Below are 18,285 nucleotides of genomic sequence, written 5' to 3' on the forward strand. Positions count from 1 at the left end.
ACTGGAATCAAGGAGTCCTCGCCGGCTCTGTTGATTCACGCACTCAATTTATCCGGGGTACGGAAGAGCAACATGTTTGAGAACCTCCAAGACCGACTTTCCGGCAGTCTGCGCAAGATTTCCGGCCAGGCGCGCCTCACAGATGACAATATAAAGGACACTCTCCGGGAAGTGCGGATGGCGCTGCTGGAAGCAGACGTCGCGCTTCCTGTCGTCAAGGATTTTGTTGAAGGTGTCCGCAAACGTGCCATCGGCCAGGAAGTTCAGCGCAGCCTGACGCCGGGCCAGGTCTTTGTGAAAGTGGTCCAGCAGGAGCTGGAGAGGGTCATGGGTGAGGGCAATGAGTCCCTCAACCTGAATGTCCAGCCTCCGGCAGTGATCATGATGGCCGGTTTGCAGGGTGCGGGTAAAACCACCACCGTTGCAAAGCTTTCGCGCTTCCTTAAAGAGCGGCAAAAGAAGTCCGTGCTGGTGGTCAGTGCGGACGTCTATCGCCCTGCCGCGATTCGCCAGTTGGAGACGCTTGCTGGTGAGGTGGGTGTCGAGTTCTTCCCGAGCAGTGCCGACCAGGATCCCGTGGATATCGCCGAGGGCGCAATTGCCGCCGCCCGGAAGAAGCACATCGATGTGGTGATTCTTGATACTGCCGGCCGCCTGCATGTTGATGAGCAGATGATGGGCGAGATCGGCAGGCTGCACAAAGCGGTTAATCCGGTTGAAACCCTGTTCGTGGTCGATGCCATGACTGGCCAGGATGCCGCCAACACGGCCAAGGCCTTTAATGATGCGCTGCCGCTGACGGGCGTGGTGCTGACCAAAACCGACGGCGACGCCCGTGGCGGTGCCGCCCTGTCTGTTCGCCACATTACCGGCAAGCCGATCAAGTTTCTGGGTGTGGGTGAAAAGTCCGATGCCCTGGAGCCGTTCCACCCGGACCGGGTGGCGTCCCGGATTCTTGGCATGGGCGATGTGCTCTCCCTGATTGAAGAGGCGGAGCGCAAACTGGACCAGAAAAAGGCCCAGAAGCTCACCAAGAAGATCAAGAAAGGCAAGAGTTTTGATCTGGAGGATTTTCGCGACCAGTTGCAGCAGATGAAGAACATGGGTGGCATCGGTGGCCTGCTCGACAAGCTGCCGGGCATGGGTCAGATGGCCCAGGTGGCCCAGCAGCAGGTTAATGACAAGTCCATGGGGCAGATGGAAGCCATCATCTGCTCGATGACCCCGAAGGAGCGTCGTTACCCGGATGTCATCAACAACTCCCGCAAGCGTCGCATCGCCACCGGGTCTGGAACCCAGATCCAGGATGTGAATCGTCTGCTGAAACAGCACAAGCAGATGCAGAAGATGATGAAAAAGTTTGGCAAGAAAGGCGGTATGGCGAATATGATGCGCGGCATGGGTGGCATGATGCCTCCGGGCGGCGGTGGAGGAGGCGGAATGCCTCCGTTTGGCCGTATGTAAAAAGCCTTACATGGAAAACGGGGAAACAACTGGTTTTGCTGTTTTCTTTGGCGCTTTTTTAGCATAGAATAGCGCCCCTTTCGAGTATGGGTCTTCGCGTCAGCTGGTGTTCAGCAGGCGTGAATCGTACAAAGTTCGTTCAACAGAACAGGATATTGGTTAAATGGTAATTATCCGTTTGGCTCGTGGTGGCTCCAAGAAGCGCCCGTTCTACCATCTGACAGTCACCGACAGCCGCAAATCCCGCGACGGTCGTTTCATTGAGCGTGTAGGTTTCTTCAACCCGGTTGCCCGTGGTCAGGAAGAGAGTCTTCGCGTTGATCGTGATCGTGTCGATTTCTGGCTCGGTCAGGGCGCGCAGACCAGCGAGCGCGTTGCACAGCTGCTGAAGGCTGCTGGGTAAGACAGTACTGACACCGGGGTTTATGGCATGACACAGAATTCGCAGGAAACTGTGATCGGCCGCATTACCTCGGTGTTTGGGGTCAAGGGGTGGCTCAAAGTCTTCTCCTACACCGATCCCAAAGACGGAATACTGAACTATCCCGCTTGGACGCTTGATTTGGATGGCAAACGTATTCCGGCCAAGCTTGAGGAAGGTCGCCGCCAGGGGCAGGGGATCGTCGTCAGGCTGAAAGGTATTAACGACCGTGATCTGGCCCGCACATACTGCGGTGCCGAAGTCAGGGTCTCGACAGCTGAGTTGCCGGAACTCCCTGAAGGGGAGTTTTACTGGTTTCAGCTGGAAGGCCTTGATGTTTATACGGTCGATGATGAGTGCCTTGGTAAAGTGCATCATCTTATAGAAACCGGATCCAACGATGTTCTGGTGGTACAGGCCATGGCAGGTTCCATCGATCAACGTGAGCGTCTGATTCCTTATCTGCCTGGCGAAGTGGTCCAGAATGTTGATCTGGATTCAAAGCGCATGGTGGTGGACTGGGATCCGGAGTTCTGACGGGTGTGGATTGGCGCAGTCAGTCTGTTCCCGGATATGTTCAGTGCGGTAACGGATTACGGGATTACGGGAAGGGCAGTCCGGGATGGTCTTTTGACTTTCCGGAGCTGGAATCCTCGTGAGTTTACCCACGACCGGCATCGCACGGTAGACGACCGGCCATATGGCGGTGGCCCGGGTATGCTGATGAAAATTCAGCCTCTCCGGGACGCAATCCATGCGGCAAGGGAAGCAGCACCCGGAAACCCTTGTGTGGTTTATCTCTCGCCCCAGGGTGAGACTCTGGACCAGTCTGTTGTCGAGTCGCTTGCGGCAGAGCAGCAGCTGATTCTGGTGGCGGGCCGGTACGAGGGTGTTGATGAGCGCCTGATAGCGACGGAAGTCGATCGGGAAGTGTCACTGGGCGATTTCGTGCTTTCCGGTGGCGAATTGGCAGCCATGGCTGTCATTGATGCGGTTACACGCCTCATCCCCGGAGCGCTGGGTCATGCGCAGTCGGCAGAGCAGGATTCTTTCGCCGACGGTTTGCTGGATTGTCCGCACTACACCCGGCCCGAAGTTTACGAAGGTCAGGCGGTGCCGGATGTTTTATTGGGCGGTCACCATGATCAGATCCGGCGTTGGCGGCTGAAGCAGTCGCTGAGGCGAACCCGGGAGCGACGCCCCGACCTGCTGGAAACGCGGGTGTTTACGGACGAAGAGCGTGAGCTGCTGGAAGAGATTTTGAACGAACCGGGTGCCTCTGAATGATCAGGGCATTAACAGATTGGGTATCAGGAGCATTACGATGAGCGGCAAGAACAACATCATCAGTCAACTTGAAGCAGAACAGATGACCAAGGAAATCCCTGCGTTTGCGCCGGGCGACACCGTGGTCGTTCAGGTTCGCGTAACCGAGGGTAACCGTGAGCGTCTTCAGGCGTTCGAGGGTGTCGTCATCGGCAAGCGTAACCGTGGCATGAACTCTTCTTTCACCGTGCGTAAAATCTCCTACGGTGTGGGTGTTGAGCGTACTTTCCAGAGCTTCTCCAAGCTGATCGACAGCATCAGTGTGAAGCGTCGTGGTGACGTTCGCCAGGCCAAGCTTTACTACCTGCGCGACCTGTCTGGCAAGGCAGCTCGTATCAAGGAAAAGCTGGGCTGATCAGCATTGCGCTGAACAGCAGGCAGAAAAAGGCAGCCCCGGGCTGCCTTTTTTGTGTCTGACGTTCCGGTATGCTTGGCGTTGGATGTTTGTAGTCTGAGAGCGTTGGCATGAGAGCAGAAGACGAGTCCGTGATTGACCGGTTTGTGGATGCCATCTGGCTGGAAGACGGGCTTGGTGAAAAGACTCGGCAAGCCTATCGCAGTGATCTGTCAGGGTTGGCCGAATGGCTGGAGCTCCAGCCAGGGCGGCCTGCGCTGACCGATGTTCGCCGAACCGACCTGCTGGCGTGGATGTCTCGGGGGCTGGCGGAGGGGGTCAAGAGCTCCACAGCGGCGCGGCGACTATCCGGGCTGAGGCGGTTCTACCGGTTTCTGTTGCGCGAGGGGCTGATTGCTGAGGATCCGACCTTGCGGATAGACAGTCCCAGGTTGCCCCGGCGTCTTCCTGATTCGCTGACAGAAGAAGAAGTGGATGCGCTCCTGTCGGAGCCGGATCCCGGTATTGCCATTGAACTGCGGGACAAGGCCATGCTCGAGATCCTCTATGGCTGTGGTCTGCGGGTAACCGAGCTGACGGAACTGCGGGTTGATCAGATAAATCTGCGCCAGGGTGTGGTGCGGATTACCGGTAAGGGCGACAAGGAGCGATTGGTGCCACTGGGCGAAGAGGCCGTGGACTGGTTGCTGCAATATATGAAAGAAGGACGTCCGGAGCTTCTGAAAGGTCGATCGTGTGATGCCCTGTTCCCGGGCAATCGGGCAGCGGCCATGACGCGCCAGACGTTCTGGCATCGTATCCGGCACTATGCCGTGCGCGTAGGCATCCGCAAGCACCTGTCTCCCCACACGTTGAGGCATGCGTTTGCCACCCATCTGCTTAACCATGGTGCGGACCTGCGCGTTGTCCAGATGCTGCTGGGTCACTCGGACCTGTCCACGACCCAGATTTACACTCATGTGGCGCGCCAGCGCTTGCAGTCGCTTCACCAGGCGCATCATCCCCGGGGTTGAGTTTGTGGTGAACTTTCTCTGTGTCAGGGTGTCGCATTGCATTGGTTCCCGGCCTGTGGCAATACTGCCCGGGATGTTTAATTGCTCATTACAGTAAGGGTTGTTTGCCAGAATGAATATGAAACGTGTGGTTATGGCGCTTGGTTTGGTTGCGGGTACGTTTGCCATGGCCGGTGCCAACGCCGGTGAGGTCGAAGACCGGATTTCTGAGCGCCTGACCAAGGCGGTTCCGGGTCTTGAGGTGATCTCTGTGCGGGCGTCTGAGGCCAAGGGCCTCTACGAGGTGCAAAGTAACAACGGGGATACCATTTACGCCACTGAAGATGGTCAATACCTGATGACGGGGGATCTGCTGAAGATTACCGATCAGGGTATTGCCAATGTTACTGAGGAGGCTCGTACCGAAAGCCGTCAAAAGACGATGGCAGATTTTGGCGACAAAGGGCTGATCAGTTATCCCGCAGAAAACGAGAAAGCAGTTGTGAACGTGTTCACCGACATTGACTGCCCTTATTGCCGGAAACTGCATGACGAGGTGCCGCAGCTGAACGAATACGGCATCACTGTCAATTATTATGCGTTTCCCCGGTCTGGTCCGAATACAGCGTCTTTCAGAAAGTACGAATCTGTCTGGTGTGCTGATGATCAGCAGGCTGCCATGGATGCTGCCAAGGCTGGCCGACAGGTTGCCGATGCCAGCTGCGAAAACCCGGTGCAGGAGCAGTTTGAGCTTGGTAGTCGCGTTGGCGTAACAGGCACACCGGCCATAGTCCTCGAGGACGGCAACATGGTTCGTGGTTATGTCCCGGCGAAGCGGCTGGCCGAAGGGCTTGGGCTGCTCTGACAGCGTTCTTGTCCAGCCGGTCTGGCTGCGTTATCCAGTATTTGCGATGGATCCGATTCAGGGCTTATTCAGTGAGGCCTGAATCGGTATACTATGCCCGCCTAACATAATTCATCAGCACCCCTTCGGGATCAGAGGTGAGAGTTTGAAAGACGTCAGTGTCGGAATTTGCGGATTGGGAACCGTCGGCGGCGGTACCTTTAATGTCTTGACCCGCAACGCCAGGCTGATTGCCGGCCGGGCCGGGTGCAATATCCGGATTACCCGGATTGCCAGTCGACGGGCCCGCGAGGATATGGACCTCGGGGATGTGCCCTTCAGCACCGACATTTATGACGTGGTGAATGATCCCGGCGTCGATATCGTGGTTGAGCTCATCGGTGGCTATGACGCTGCCCGGGAGCTGGTACTGGCGGCTATTCGTAACGGCAAGCATGTGGTTACCGCTAACAAGGCCCTGATTGCTGTCCACGGTAACGAAATTTTCGAAGCGGCCGAGAAAGCCGGCGTTGTAGTGGCCTACGAGGCGGGTGTTGCCGGTGGTATTCCGGTCATCAAGGCCGTACGTGAAGGCATGGCGGCAAACCGCATTGACTGGATTGCCGGCATTATCAACGGCACCGGGAACTACATCCTGACCGAGATGCGTGCCGGTCGGGAATTTTCCGAAGTTCTCAAGGAAGCCCAGGACCTGGGTTACGCTGAAGCAGATCCGACCTTTGATGTGGAAGGCATTGATGCCGCCCACAAACTGACCATTCTGGCGTCCGCCGGATTTGGTGTGCCCCTGCAATTCGAAAAAGGCTTCACCGAAGGCATCTCCAAGATTACGCCCTACGATATTGCCCACGCCGAGCTATTGGGCTATCGCATCAAGCACCTCGGCATTGCCCGTCGTCGGGATGATGGCATTGAACTCCGCGTCCACCCGACCCTGGTTCCCCAGAGCCATCTGATTGCCCAGGTTGATGGCGTCCTCAATGCGGTCCTGGTGGATGGCGATGCCGTTGGCCAGACCATGTACTACGGCCCCGGCGCAGGGGACGAGGCAACAGCGTCGGCTGTGATCGCGGATATCGTGGATGTGGCCCGTGTCGTGTCCACAGAAAGCAACCTGCGTGTGCCATACCTGGGCTTCTCGCCGGATGCCATGGAAGACCTGGATGTGCTGTCCATGGAAGACATCCAGTCTGCCTACTACCTGCGCATTACCGCACTGGACCGTCCGGGTGTACTGGCCAAGATTGCCTCCATCCTGAGCGAGCACGGCATCAATATCGAGTCGATCATGCAGAAGGAATCCGAGCTGAAAGATGGCCGTATTCCGGTAATCATCCTGACCCACACCGTTCAGGAACGGCAGATCAACCGTGCGATTGAAGAGCTGGAAGCCCTGTCCGATACCGATGGCCAGGTTGTCCGCATCCGCGCTGAAAACTTCAACTGACAGGTACGAACGTGAGATACATCAGTACGCGGGGTGAAGCGCCCGCACTGGGTTTTGAGGATGTTTTGCTGACCGGTCTGGCGACAGACGGCGGCCTCTACGTTCCCGAATCCCTGCCTCATTTCAGTCTGGAAGAAATCCGTAGCTGGCGCGGACTTTCCTACAGCGAGCTGGCTTTCAATGTCATGCACCCGTTCGTGGATGATGCTGTGCCTGCGGATGATTTCCGCAAGATGCTGGACGAGACCTACTCGGTCTTCGCCCACAAGGCGGTGGCTCCGCTGGTTCAACTGGATACCAACGAATGGGTGATGGAACTGTTCCGTGGCCCGACCCTGGCGTTCAAGGACTTCGCCCTGCAGCTGTTGGGCCGCCTTCTGGACTATGTCCTGGAAAAGCGCAAGCAGCACGTGGTTATCATGGGGGCAACCTCCGGTGATACCGGCTCGGCTGCCATCGAAGGCTGTCGCAAGTGCGAGCATGTGGATATTTTCATTCTGCATCCTTACCAGCGGGTGTCAGAGGTACAGCGCCGCCAGATGACCACCGTCCAGGGTGACAACATCCACAACATTGCGGTGCGTGGAAACTTCGACGATTGTCAGCGCATGGTGAAGGAGAGCTTCGGCAACCAGTCATTCCTGGGTGGCAAAACCCAGCTGGCAGCCGTGAACTCCATCAACTGGGCCCGGATCATGGCCCAGATTGTTTACTACTTCCACGCTTCCCTGGCGTTGGGCGGCCCGGACCGCAGCATGGCGTTTTCCGTGCCTACCGGGAACTTTGGCGATATCTTTGCCGGCTACCTGGCCAAGAAGATGGGGCTACCGATCTCACAGCTGGTCATTGCCACCAACCGCAACGATATCCTGCATCGGTTCATGAGTGGCAACAAGTATGAACAGCATCAGCTGGAGCACACCCTGTCCCCGAGCATGGATATCATGGTGTCCAGCAATTTCGAGCGTCTGCTGTTTGACCTTCACGGCCGTGACGGACTGGCGGTGAAAACCCTGCTGGAGAATGCCGCCAAGGGGCCGGTCAGCATCGAGGATTACCGCTGGAAGCACGCACGCAAGCTGTTTGACAGTGACGCCGTTGATGACAAGACTACCTGCGATACTATCCGTGAGATCTACGAGCAGAATGAGTATCTGCTGGATCCTCACACCGCGATCGGGGTTCGCGCCGCACGCAACTGTCGCCGCGATCAGGCAGTGCCGATGATTACCCTGGGTACCGCACACCCGGCCAAGTTCCCGGATGCTGTGGCCGAATCCGGTGTAAGTGTGAAGCCGCCTCTGCCGGCCCATATGGCCGACCTGTTCGAGCGGGAAGAGCGCTACACGGTGCTGGATAACAATATCGCCGGTGTGCAGGAGTTTATTGCCAAGCACTGGAAAAACGCCTGATCGGGTATGACACCAAAAAAGATCCTGCGTCGCCCCCAGCCTGAGACCGCTTCGGACTGGGGGCAAAATCTGCCCCCCTTGCTTCGCCGTCTGTATGCCACCCGTGGCGTTACTTCCGATGAACAGCTCAGCTACACGCTGAAACACCTGGCCTCGCCCATGTCACTTCGGGGCATCGACCGGGCCGTTGAACTTCTTGCGGAAGCCATCGAGCAGCAACAGCGGGTTCTTGTGCTCGGGGATTTTGACGCCGATGGCGCCACCAGCACGGCCGTCGCCATGCTTGGCCTTTCAATGCTGGGTCTGCAGAGCATCGATTTTCGCGTCCCGAGCCGGTTTGCCGATGGCTATGGCCTGACGCCGGGTATTATTGAGCGCTTGCGCGATGAAGGTCAGCTTCCCGACCTGATGGTTACCGTCGATAACGGCATATCCGCCATTGAGGGGGTTCGAGCGGCCAAAGAGCTTGGCGTGAAGGTGGTAGTGACGGATCACCACCTGGCCGGTGAAGAGCTCCCGGACGCCGATGCCATCGTCAATCCAAACCAGCCGGGCTGCCCCTTCCTGAGCAAGAACGCTGCCGGTGTTGGCGTGATGTTTTACGTCCTTACGGCGTTGCGCAAGCAGCTCAGGGAAACCCATCGCCTGCCCGATCCCGAACCGAACCTGGGAAGCCTGCTTGACCTGGTGGCCCTCGGCACGGTGGCCGATGTCGTGCCCCTGGACCATAACAACCGGATCTTCGTGGAGCAGGGCCTGCGCCGTATACGTCAGGGCGAGGCCCGGCCTGGCATCCTAGCGCTGCTGGAAATTGCGGGCCGCGACCACACTGCGATCAGCTCAACGGACCTTGGATTTGTGGTTGGCCCCCGCCTGAATGCGGCGGGCAGGCTTGACGACATGAGTATCGGTATTGCCTGCCTGCTGGCAGACAGTCCGGATGAGGCTCGTCGACTGGCCCGGGAACTGGATACTTTCAACCGGGAGCGCCGGACCATTGAAAAGGACATGAAGGCCCAGGCACAGGATCTGCTGGCTTCCATGTCTCTTGATCTTGAGGGACTGCCCTGGGGCCTCGCCCTGTTTGATCACGACTGGCACCAGGGGGTCATCGGCATCCTAGCGGCCCGAATTCGAGAGCAGACCCACAGACCAACCATTGCCTTTGCCCCGGATGACAATGGCGTAGACATCAAGGGCTCCGCCCGCTCGATCCCGGGGTTGCATATCCGGGATGTGCTCGCGGTGGTTGATTCCCGCCACCCCGGCATGATGAAAAAGTTTGGTGGTCACGCCATGGCCGCCGGCATGACCCTCGCCAAAGCCGACCTGGATGCCTTCTCCGAAGCCTTCGATCACGCCGTTCGCGACACGCTGTCGGCGGAAGATCTGGAAGCCGCGATCACCACCGACGGGCCGCTTGGGCCAAACGAGTTGTCGCTGGACACCGCGGCACTGCTCAAGCGGGCCGGCCCCTGGGGACAACATTTCCCGGAGCCGTTGTTCGACGGCGAATTCCGTGTAGTCAGCCAGCGTATTGTCGGGGAAAACCACCTGAAACTGGTGTTGCAACCCGTCGAAGGCGGTGGAATTATCGACGGCATTGCCTTCAACACCGGCCCGGAAGTGCCCGACTACACTCGCACCGGGGCCCGAGTGGTTTACAAACCGGATGCCAATACTTTCCGTGGGCGGACCAATCTGCAGTTGCTGGTGGATTATCTGGAGCCGCTTGGTTCCTGATTTTGGTCTGGTTGTCGGATTACGCTGCGCTAATCCGACCTACAAACTGAAGAATGAAACCAAAATCATGGGCAGGAGGCAGGCAAGGCTTTCCGGGAGTGTCGAAAACAGGGATGTTTTCGTCAAGCGTACAGGGACGTATTCATAGCGTCTCCCGGAAAGCCTTGCCTGCCTCCTGCTTGCACCGGTCTCTGGAATCCACATCTGCTGTTTGCTCCTCAAGGCCGGAAAACCACGGCTGATTTAGAAAGCAATTTCGGGTAGAATCCGGCCTCTGTTTTTACTCTCCATTTTCTAGAGCGAGTAAGGGTTTCATGGAAATTAATCCCATTGTGACGAAGATTAAAGAACTTCGTGAGCGCACCGAAGCGCTCAGGGGGTATCTTTGACTACGATCAGCGCAGTGAACGACTGATCGAAGTTGAGCGCGAACTGGAACAGCCTAGTGTCTGGGACGACCCTGAGCGGGCTCAGGCTCTGGGCAAAGAGCGTGCGGATCTTGAACTGATCGTCAAGACCATCGATAACCTCACCTCCGGCCTGGAAGACGCCGAGGGCCTGCTGGACATTGCCGCAGAAGAAGAGGATGAGGGCACCGTTGCCGAGATCGAATCAGATCTTGAGGGCCTGGATAAAGAGCTCGAGAAGCTTGAATTCCGCCGCATGTTCTCCGGCGAGATGGACGCCAACAACGCCTACCTCGACATCCAGGCCGGCTCCGGTGGCACCGAGGCGCAGGACTGGGCCAACATGCTCCTGCGTATGTACCTGCGCTGGGCCGAGCGTCGGGGCTTCAAGGCCGAGATTGTCGAGCTGATGGAAGGTGAAGTGGCGGGCATCAAGAGCGCCACCATTCACATCCAGGGCGATTACGCCTATGGCTGGCTGCGTACTGAAACCGGTGTGCACCGGCTGGTGCGTAAATCGCCGTTCGATTCCGGCAACCGTCGGCATACTTCGTTCTCTTCCGTGTTTGTGTCACCGGAAGTGGATGACAGCTTCGAAATTGAAATCAATCCGGCGGATCTGCGAGTGGACGTCTACCGTGCCTCCGGCGCCGGTGGTCAGCACGTTAACCGGACCGAGTCGGCGGTACGTCTGACTCACAACCCCACCGGTATTGTTGTGGCCTGTCAGGCTGGCCGAAGCCAGCACCAGAACAAGGACCAGGCCATGAAACAGCTGAAGGCGAAGCTGTTTGAGCGTGAGATGCAGGAGCGTAACGCCGAGAAGCAGAAGGCCGAGGACGCCAAGGCCGATATCGGCTGGGGCAGCCAGATCCGCTCCTACGTTCTGGACGACAGCCGTATCAAGGACCTGCGCACCAAGGTTGAAACCAGTAATACCCAGTCGGTGCTGGACGGTGACATTGACAAGTTCATCGAAGCCAGCCTGAAGATGGCGCTGTAATCAGCGCCTTTGCCACGCTAACCCGGACAACCCGATTCCTAGTGAGCCAAAATGACTGATCAAACTCAGAATGCCGCACAGCATGAGGACAACAAGCTGATTGCCGAGCGCCGCGCCAAACTGTCAGAAATGCGCGACCAGGGCAACGCCTTCCCGAACGACTTCCGTCGTGACGCCACCGCCGCCGAACTGCAGGCGAAATATGGTGATAAAACCAAGGAAGAGCTGGAGTCCCTCGGTATCAAGGTGGCCATTGCCGGCCGCATGATGCTCGATCGCAAGGCGTTCAAGGTGGTTCAGGACATGACCGGCCGGATCCAGATCTATGCCTCCAAGGATGTCCAGAAAGACACCAAGCACTGGGATCTGGGGGACATCGTGGGTGTGCGTGGCACTCTGTCCAAGTCGGGCAAGGGCGACCTGTACGTGACCATGGATGAGTATGTGCTGCTCACCAAGTCCCTGCGCCCGCTCCCTGAAAAACACAAGGGCCTGACCGACACGGAAGCCCGTTACCGGCACCGTTACGTGGACCTGATGGTCAACGAGGACAGCCGTCGGGTGTTCTATGCACGCTCCAAGATCATCAGCGCTATGCGCCAGTACTTCACCGACCTGGACTTCATGGAAGTGGAAACCCCGATGTTGCAGGTGATTCCCGGCGGTGCCACAGCGCGTCCCTTCGTGACCCATCACAACGCCCTGGGTATCGACATGTACCTGCGCATTGCCCCGGAGCTGTTTCTGAAGCGCCTGGTGGTTGGCGGCTTTGAGCGGGTATTCGAGATCAACCGGAACTTCCGCAACGAGGGGCTTTCCACCCGTCATAATCCGGAATTCACCATGGTCGAGTTCTACCAGGCCTACGCGGACTACAACGACCTGATGGATCTGACCGAAGACATGCTGCGCACCATTACGCAGAAAGTGCTGGGTACGACGACCGTCGTGAACACCCGCACCCTTGCGGATGGCAGCGAAGAAACCATCGAGTACGATTTCGGCAAAACCTTCGAGCGCCTGACCGTGGTTGACGCCATCCTGCGCTACAACCCGGACATCAAGCCGGAACAGCTGGCGGACGACGCCAGTGCCCGCCAGGTGGCGAAAAACCTTGGTATTCATCTCAAGGATGGTTGGGGCCTGGGCAAAGTCCAGATCGAGATCTTCGAGGCGACCGCCGAGCATCGCCTGATGCAACCGACGTTTATCACCGAGTACCCGAAAGAAGTGTCGCCCCTGGCCCGCTGCAAAGACAGTAACCCGTTTGTGACCGAACGCTTCGAGTTCTTCGTGGGCGGTCGCGAAATCGCCAACGGCTTCTCAGAGCTGAACGACGCCGAAGACCAGGCCGAGCGCTTCCAGGCCCAGGTGGCCGAGAAAGACGCCGGTGACGATGAAGCCATGTTCTACGATGAAGACTACGTAATGGCCCTGGAGTACGGCCTGCCGCCCACCGCCGGTGAAGGTATTGGCATTGACCGGCTGGCCATGCTGCTGACCAACTCGGCGTCAATCCGCGACGTTATCCTGTTCCCGGCCATGCGCCCCGAGCACAAGGTCGACAGCCGTAAAGACGAGGAGTGATCCATGAGCCCGGTTGAGGTACTGGCCAGCCAGCTCAGGCCCGACCGGGGCTGGAACGAACATCTCGCGGAAGAATTTCGCCAGCCCTACATGCAGGGCCTGGCAGAATTCCTGGCCGCCGAGGAACAGGCCGGCAAAGTCCTGTTCCCAGCCAGCCATCACTGCTTCAACGCCCTCAACAGCACCCCGCTGGATAACGTGAGAGTGGTCATTCTCGGCCAAGACCCCTACCACGGCCCTGGCCAGGCCCACGGCCTGTGCTTCTCCGTGCGCCCGAACGTGGCCATCCCGCCCTCGCTGGTGAATATCTTCAAGGAAATCCAGGACGACCTGGGCATCGCTCCCCCGGATCACGGCTGCCTGCAACCCTGGGCAGAGCAGGGCGTGTTGCTGCTCAACAGCGTTCTGACCGTCGTTCAGGGCCAGGCCGGCGCCCACCAGGGCAAAGGTTGGGAAACCTTTACCGACAAGGTCATCGAAATCATCAACCGTGAACGGGAAGGCGTGGTATTTCTTCTCTGGGGCAGCTACGCCAAAAAGAAAGGCCAGCACATCGACCGTACCAAACACCTGGTCCTCGATGGCCCCCATCCCTCACCACTGAGCGCTTACCGGGGCTTCTTCGGTTGCAAGCACTTCTCAAAGGCGAACGACTGGCTGGAGCAGCAGGGCAAGCCCGCGGTTAATTGGGCGCTGCCAAGCAAGGCAGAGTTAATTCAGAGATACAAGAAAAGCTGAGGGAATTCCCGCAAGTAGTCTTCGGGATGGGGTCAGGCTCCCAAAACCGTGCGGAGCCATGGATGGCGGAGCCGAGCGTACAGGGAAGTATTCACAGCGTGTTTTGGGAGCCTGACCCCATCCTGAAGACGGGCGGTCAAACTCCCAGCAACAAATTACTGAAGCAGCGCCATAGCCGCTTCCATCTGAGCGTTCAGATCCTCCTCCTCGCTCATGTCGACATTCGGATCCAACCCAAGACGATCAAAGGCCGAAATCTTCGTCCAGTCCATCTCATTCCAGGGGTGCTCAGAACCCGCAACCAGCTGCAGATTGGCAACCATCACCAGATCCGCATAATCAGCCGCCGGCACCTCACGGTTGAAGTTGGCGTATTCCAGGGGAACATTCTGAAGCTCCTTCGGGAAATCCCACTTCTTGAGGATGGTCGCCCCGATCTTCGGATGCAGTTCATCAACCACATTGTCCAGCATGATGCTGCTGATCTGGATATCCTGGTCTTCCACATAGCGCAGGATCGGTAGCACACCGATCAGATGCACCAGACCTGCAAGGGTGGCCTGGTCCGGCTTGAGTTTGGTGTAGTGTTGCGCCAGTACGTGGCAGACACCGGCCACTTCCGTGCTGGTCTGCCAGGTGGCGCGCATGCGCTTGTCGATCATGTCGGACGTGGCCTGGAACATCTGCTCCATGGCCAGGCCCATGGCCAGGTTGCTGGTGTAGGCCATGCCCAGGCGGCTTACCGCCATGTTCAGGTTCTCGATGGCGCGGCTGCCCCGAAACAGTGGGCTGTTGGTCACGCGGATGATCCGGGCGGACAGCGCCGTATCGTTGCTGATGACTTTTACCAGGTCGGCTATTGAAGAATCCTCGGATTGCGCAATATCTCTGACCTGAAGGGCCACTTCCGGAAGAGTGGGCAGCACCAGTTTGTCATTTTCGATGGCAGCGTTGAGATCGGCTTTAATGGTTTCGACAATGTTCGACATGGTCAGTAAAGGTCCGCGTGTAGGTTTCTGGTAGAGGCCAGATATCTGGGCTGTTACCCGAACAATCAAATATATGAGCTATTACATAGCAAAATAGCAAATTCTGGCGCGTTTGCCTGTCAACTTATGTATCTGATTGTGCGCTTTTTTCCCTCTCGGGCACAGAGTAGGGCAGCGGCATGGGTGTCAGTACAGCCCCGGGTAGTCCATCCGGATGCAGCGCGTTTTCCGCGGCATCGTGGCGCACGACGGCCAGCAGTTCACCGCTGCCGTCACGGAAGCGTACCGTGTTGACGACTTCGCCCACGGAGCGGTCGCCAGCATACAGCGAGCTGCCAGGGGCCGGCATGGCTTCGGTCTGTTCGATCCGGAACCGAAACAGGCTTTTCTTGAGCTGGCCAAGAAAGTGCATCCGGGCAATCACTTCCTGGCCCGTGTAGCAGCCCTTCTTGAAATGAACGCCGTCGACATGTTGCCAATTCAGCATCTGAGGTACGAATGACTCCTGTGTGGCAGGCGCCAGAGAGGCTATACCGGCGGCGATTTCGGAAGCCTGCCAATCGGCCGGGGATACCTGTGGGCCGCCGGGAAGATCCGAATCCTCGCCTTCAACCTGCCAGAATTCGAACCGCGGTATCCCGTCGGCGGTCGGCTGTGTCTTCACCAGGAAGCCGGTGCTGAGCTCGGTCGAGTCGCTGGGTTCTCTCAGGTCTTCCATGGCATCGCCAGCGAGTCTCTCGGCCACCGGGTTGCCCAGAATTCCGATGACCCTGGCGTTCTCGATGACGTCCATGGCTGTTCCGCGGAATAACATCAGGTATTTACGTAAATGGGTAATGATGCCGTCAGCCAGATCGGAAGGGAGATCCATCAGGATGTCCCCTCCGGCCCGGATCATACGGGTCAGGCAGTAGGCGCGGCCCTTGGGAGTTGACGCTGCCGCTCTTGGCGAGCGGGACGGGGTAACCTCCTCCAGGTTCTGGCTGAACTGCCCCTGGAGAAACTTGTCGGTGCCCGGGCCGCTGATGCGCACAACCACCCGGTCGTTCAGGACCGTCCAGCCGTTATCCGGCAGGGGATAGTCTGCTACGGCTGATACAGGTGAGTCTGTGTCGGTCATGGCGCGCTCCAGCGTATTGAATCAGGTGGATGGCCGCCCGGAGCAGCCCAGTCTGAGCCACACCCTGAGGCGACGGAAATCTTCTTTCGGAACATTGCCCGGCCTGCCGGACGACGGTGCCAGAAGTATCGCGTTATACCCCCGCAATCTGGTGTCGGCAGGGCGGAGTTTCAAGAGTGCCAGCCCGGCCCAGATCCGGCTGGCGGCTTCGGGATGCACGGGAATCTTCCCGTTGTCTCCGGTATTTGCGTACAGAGTACCCTGTTCGATCAGCAGGCTTTTTACCGATCGGCTGCCCAGAAGCAACCCGTTGCATCGATACTGCAGAGCCGCGCCTGCCAGGGCAACCGGCGTAGCAGCCAGCAGCCAGCTTTTACCGGCCAGCGCCGCCATCACCAGAAAAGCCAGCAGCACCAGCCAGGGCAGGGCTGCCAGAGTACCGACCAGCAGGGACGGTGAGAGGGTCAGCTCAATCCGGTTGGACACGTTTGAGAATGATGTCGACCATGCGTTGGAGATCCGGATCTGCCGGGCGGCTGCGCTGCATAAACCACTCGAACATGTCGTTGTCCTCGCAGGTGAGCAGTTTCTTGTAACGAGCCTGGTCGTCGGCGTTGAGGTCGCGGTAGGCTTCCTCCATGAACGGAATGAGGAGATTGTCCAGTTCCAGCATGCCGCGACGGCTATGCCACCACAGGCGATTGAATTCTGCTTTTTCGGATGATGCGGCTGTCTCTGACATAGTGGTTACCATGAAATCGTGTGTAAAAGTCGGCGTAGCTCAGGGCGAGAGCGTTCGATAGGTCGTGGGTACCAGCACGGTATCACGAACCTCATTGAGCAGTCCTGGATAATCCAGCGTGTAATGCAGTCCACGGCTTTCCCTGCGCTGAAGTGCTGAACAGATGATCAGATCGGAGACGGTGACCAGGTTTCGGAGTTCGAGCAGGTCGTTGGTGACCCTGTAGTTACTGTAGAACTCTCCGATCTCGGCGGACAGCAGATCCACCCTGTGTTTGGCCCTTTGCAGTCGCTTGGTGGTTCGAACAATGCCTACGTAGTCCCACATGAAATGTCTCAGCTCGTCCCAGTTGTGAGAGATGACGACGTCTTCATCGGAATCCCGCACCTGGCTTTCATCCCAGTCCGGTGCTTCCGGGGGCCGTGGAATGTCCGCTTCCCGGCGCGTAATATCCGCCGCCGCAGCGCGGCCATAAACCAGACATTCCAGCAGGGAATTGCTGGCCATACGGTTGGCGCCGTGGAGCCCGGTGAAGGCCGCTTCGCCCACCACATAGAGCTGATTGACGTCGGTTCTTGCCCGCTCGTCACTTATCACACCGCCGCAGGTATAGTGCGCGGCGGGAACCACGGGAATGGGTTCACGGGTAATGTCGATACCGAAGCCCAGGCACTTCTCGTAGATGGTAGGGAAGTGCTGCTTTATGAAGTCCGCGGGTTTGTGGCTGATGTCCAGATACAGGTGATCAGCACCCAGCCGTTTCATCTCATGGTCAATGGCACGGGCGACGATATCCCGGGGTGCCAGCTCACCACGCTCGTCAAAATGGTCCATGAACCTGGAACCATCGGGCAGTTTCAGCAATCCGCCTTCACCCCGAACCGCCTCGGTGATCAGGAAAGACTTGGCGTGAGGGTGGTAAAGGCATGTGGGATGGAACTGGTTGAATTCCATGTTCGCCACCCGACAGCCGGCCCGCCATGCCATGGCGATACCGTCTCCGGACGCGCCGTCCGGATTGGTTGTATAGCGGTAAGCCTTGGAGGCACCCCCGGTGGCAATGACCGTAAACCTTGCCCGGAACAGCTCCACGTGATTGTCTTCAAGATTCAGTATATACGCGCCAACACATCGGTTTCCCGGCAGGGCCAACTTGCGATTGGTGATGAGATCCACCGCCACCCGGCCCGACATCAGCTCGATATTGGGCCTTGCCTCTGCCTGGGAAGTCAGGGTGGTTGAAACCGCATGGCCGGTGGCATCCGCTGCGTGAATGATGCGTCGGTGGCTGTGACCCCCTTCTCGGGTCAGGTGATAGTGAGCGTCCTGATCCCGGGTAAAATCAACACCGGAATCGATCAGCCAGTCGATGCTTTCCTTGCCATGCTCCACGGTGAAGCGTACGGCGTCTTCGTGGCACAGGCCGGCGCCGGCGTTCAGGGTGTCAGTGATGTGGTTTTCGGTGGAGTCCTGATCATCCAGCACGGCGGCAATCCCGCCCTGTGCCCAGAGCGTGGCGCCACTGCTGATCTGAGCCTTGCTCACCACACAGACTTTCAGATGCTCTGGCAGATTGAGGGCGACGGTGAGACCGGCAGCACCACTGCCGATAATAAGAACATCGTATTCGTAGGACTGTGGCATCGGGTCGTTATCGCAGGCCATAATGTGGAC

The 18,285-nt window shown here is 58.1% G+C and carries 18 protein-coding genes; 13 read left to right on the forward strand and 5 right to left on the reverse strand.

Annotated features, from left to right (window positions below):
• Positions 1 to 72: 72 nt before the first annotated feature.
• The 13 genes from ffh to ung all read left to right on the forward strand — a co-directional run bounded on the left by ffh (position 73) and on the right by ung (position 13,760).
• Complete coding sequence (ffh, locus tag ACESMK_RS11580) at positions 73 to 1,464, forward strand: signal recognition particle protein (RefSeq protein WP_372998531.1); 1,392 nt, start codon at positions 73 to 75, stop codon at positions 1,462 to 1,464.
• 163 nt (positions 1,465 to 1,627) lie between these two features.
• The gene (rpsP, locus tag ACESMK_RS11585) at positions 1,628 to 1,867 is read left to right on the forward strand and encodes a 30S ribosomal protein S16 (protein WP_148608082.1); all 240 of its coding nucleotides are present in this window, start codon (positions 1,628 to 1,630) and stop codon (positions 1,865 to 1,867) included.
• A 27-nt stretch (positions 1,868 to 1,894) separates the two neighbouring features.
• The gene (gene rimM, locus ACESMK_RS11590; protein WP_372998534.1) at positions 1,895 to 2,422 is read left to right on the forward strand and encodes a ribosome maturation factor RimM; all 528 of its coding nucleotides are present in this window, start codon (positions 1,895 to 1,897) and stop codon (positions 2,420 to 2,422) included.
• 3 nt (positions 2,423 to 2,425) lie between these two features.
• Complete coding sequence (trmD, locus tag ACESMK_RS11595) at positions 2,426 to 3,172, forward strand: tRNA (guanosine(37)-N1)-methyltransferase TrmD (protein WP_372998537.1); 747 nt, start codon at positions 2,426 to 2,428, stop codon at positions 3,170 to 3,172.
• 37 nt (positions 3,173 to 3,209) lie between these two features.
• Positions 3,210 to 3,566 (forward strand): 50S ribosomal protein L19, encoded by a 357-nt coding sequence (rplS, locus tag ACESMK_RS11600; RefSeq protein ID WP_048495327.1) that lies wholly within the window; start codon positions 3,210 to 3,212, stop codon positions 3,564 to 3,566.
• A gap of 110 nt (positions 3,567 to 3,676) precedes the next feature.
• A complete protein-coding gene (xerD, locus tag ACESMK_RS11605; RefSeq protein ID WP_372998540.1) occupies positions 3,677 to 4,579 on the forward strand; it encodes a site-specific tyrosine recombinase XerD in 903 nt (300 codons plus the stop codon).
• A gap of 112 nt (positions 4,580 to 4,691) precedes the next feature.
• A complete protein-coding gene (locus ACESMK_RS11610) occupies positions 4,692 to 5,423 on the forward strand; it encodes a DsbC family protein (RefSeq protein ID WP_372998543.1) in 732 nt (243 codons plus the stop codon).
• Positions 5,424 to 5,568: 145 nt separating this feature from the next.
• A complete protein-coding gene (locus ACESMK_RS11615) occupies positions 5,569 to 6,870 on the forward strand; it encodes a homoserine dehydrogenase (RefSeq protein ID WP_372998547.1) in 1,302 nt (433 codons plus the stop codon).
• 11 nt (positions 6,871 to 6,881) lie between these two features.
• Positions 6,882 to 8,282, forward strand: coding sequence for a threonine synthase (gene thrC / locus ACESMK_RS11620; RefSeq protein WP_372998550.1), 1,401 nt, complete (start codon positions 6,882 to 6,884; stop codon positions 8,280 to 8,282).
• A 6-nt stretch (positions 8,283 to 8,288) separates the two neighbouring features.
• Complete coding sequence (gene recJ / locus ACESMK_RS11625; RefSeq protein ID WP_372998553.1) at positions 8,289 to 10,025, forward strand: single-stranded-DNA-specific exonuclease RecJ; 1,737 nt, start codon at positions 8,289 to 8,291, stop codon at positions 10,023 to 10,025.
• Between the two features lie 314 nt (positions 10,026 to 10,339).
• Positions 10,340 to 11,435, forward strand: a protein-coding gene (gene prfB / locus ACESMK_RS11630) for a peptide chain release factor 2 (protein ID WP_099045589.1) whose coding sequence is annotated in 2 segments (ribosomal slippage) — positions 10,340 to 10,411 and positions 10,413 to 11,435 — 1,095 coding nt in all. Because the reading frame shifts where the segments join, the coding sequence is not laid out codon by codon here.
• Positions 11,436 to 11,486: 51 nt separating this feature from the next.
• On the forward strand, positions 11,487 to 13,022 hold the full coding sequence (gene lysS, locus ACESMK_RS11635) for a lysine--tRNA ligase (RefSeq protein ID WP_372998556.1): 1,536 nt from the start codon (positions 11,487 to 11,489) through the stop codon (positions 13,020 to 13,022).
• A gap of 3 nt (positions 13,023 to 13,025) precedes the next feature.
• Entirely contained in the window at positions 13,026 to 13,760 is a 735-nt protein-coding gene (gene ung / locus ACESMK_RS11640) for a uracil-DNA glycosylase (protein ID WP_372998559.1), read from the forward strand.
• Between the two features lie 155 nt (positions 13,761 to 13,915).
• Here ung and ACESMK_RS11645 read toward each other — a convergent pair whose 3' ends face one another.
• From ACESMK_RS11645 to nadB, 5 genes are all read right to left on the reverse strand, one after another.
• Positions 13,916 to 14,749 (reverse strand): HDOD domain-containing protein, encoded by an 834-nt coding sequence (locus tag ACESMK_RS11645; RefSeq protein WP_372998562.1) that lies wholly within the window; start codon positions 14,747 to 14,749, stop codon positions 13,916 to 13,918.
• Positions 14,750 to 14,873: 124 nt separating this feature from the next.
• A complete protein-coding gene (locus ACESMK_RS11650; protein ID WP_372998565.1) occupies positions 14,874 to 15,869 on the reverse strand; it encodes a YgfZ/GcvT domain-containing protein in 996 nt (331 codons plus the stop codon).
• Positions 15,870 to 15,890: 21 nt separating this feature from the next.
• Positions 15,891 to 16,355 carry a hypothetical protein gene (locus ACESMK_RS11655; protein WP_372998568.1) on the reverse strand — a complete coding sequence of 155 codons (465 nt, stop codon included), beginning with the start codon at positions 16,353 to 16,355 and terminating at the stop codon, positions 15,891 to 15,893.
• A complete protein-coding gene (locus ACESMK_RS11660; protein ID WP_372998571.1) occupies positions 16,339 to 16,611 on the reverse strand; it encodes a succinate dehydrogenase assembly factor 2 in 273 nt (90 codons plus the stop codon). The genes ACESMK_RS11655 and ACESMK_RS11660 overlap by 17 nt, the downstream gene beginning before the upstream one ends.
• Before the next feature lie 39 nt (positions 16,612 to 16,650).
• Positions 16,651 to 18,255 carry an L-aspartate oxidase gene (nadB, locus tag ACESMK_RS11665; protein WP_372998574.1) on the reverse strand — a complete coding sequence of 535 codons (1,605 nt, stop codon included), beginning with the start codon at positions 18,253 to 18,255 and terminating at the stop codon, positions 16,651 to 16,653.
• Positions 18,256 to 18,285: the final 30 nt, after the last annotated feature.

Origin of the sequence: Marinobacter sp., assembly GCF_041687235.1 — a bacterium.
Lineage (GTDB): Bacteria > Pseudomonadota > Gammaproteobacteria > Pseudomonadales > Oleiphilaceae > Marinobacter.

What these genes read in the sequence shown, in the direction of transcription:
- nadB (WP_372998574.1), bottom strand. Translation starts at nt 18,255, where the DNA reads ATGCCACAGTCCTACGAATACGATGTTCTTATTATCGGCAGTGGTGCT.
- ACESMK_RS11660 (WP_372998571.1), bottom strand. Translation starts at nt 16,611, where the DNA reads ATGTCAGAGACAGCCGCATCATCCGAAAAAGCAGAATTCAATCGCCTG.
- rimM (WP_372998534.1), top strand. Translation starts at nt 1,895, where the DNA reads ATGACACAGAATTCGCAGGAAACTGTGATCGGCCGCATTACCTCGGTG.
- ACESMK_RS11645 (WP_372998562.1), bottom strand. Translation starts at nt 14,749, where the DNA reads ATGTCGAACATTGTCGAAACCATTAAAGCCGATCTCAACGCTGCCATC.
- ffh (WP_372998531.1), top strand. Translation starts at nt 73, where the DNA reads ATGTTTGAGAACCTCCAAGACCGACTTTCCGGCAGTCTGCGCAAGATT.
- ung (WP_372998559.1), top strand. Translation starts at nt 13,026, where the DNA reads ATGAGCCCGGTTGAGGTACTGGCCAGCCAGCTCAGGCCCGACCGGGGC.
- recJ (WP_372998553.1), top strand. Translation starts at nt 8,289, where the DNA reads ATGACACCAAAAAAGATCCTGCGTCGCCCCCAGCCTGAGACCGCTTCG.
- rpsP (WP_148608082.1), top strand. Translation starts at nt 1,628, where the DNA reads ATGGTAATTATCCGTTTGGCTCGTGGTGGCTCCAAGAAGCGCCCGTTC.
- xerD (WP_372998540.1), top strand. Translation starts at nt 3,677, where the DNA reads ATGAGAGCAGAAGACGAGTCCGTGATTGACCGGTTTGTGGATGCCATC.
- lysS (WP_372998556.1), top strand. Translation starts at nt 11,487, where the DNA reads ATGACTGATCAAACTCAGAATGCCGCACAGCATGAGGACAACAAGCTG.
- ACESMK_RS11610 (WP_372998543.1), top strand. Translation starts at nt 4,692, where the DNA reads ATGAATATGAAACGTGTGGTTATGGCGCTTGGTTTGGTTGCGGGTACG.
- rplS (WP_048495327.1), top strand. Translation starts at nt 3,210, where the DNA reads ATGAGCGGCAAGAACAACATCATCAGTCAACTTGAAGCAGAACAGATG.
- ACESMK_RS11650 (WP_372998565.1), bottom strand. Translation starts at nt 15,869, where the DNA reads ATGACCGACACAGACTCACCTGTATCAGCCGTAGCAGACTATCCCCTG.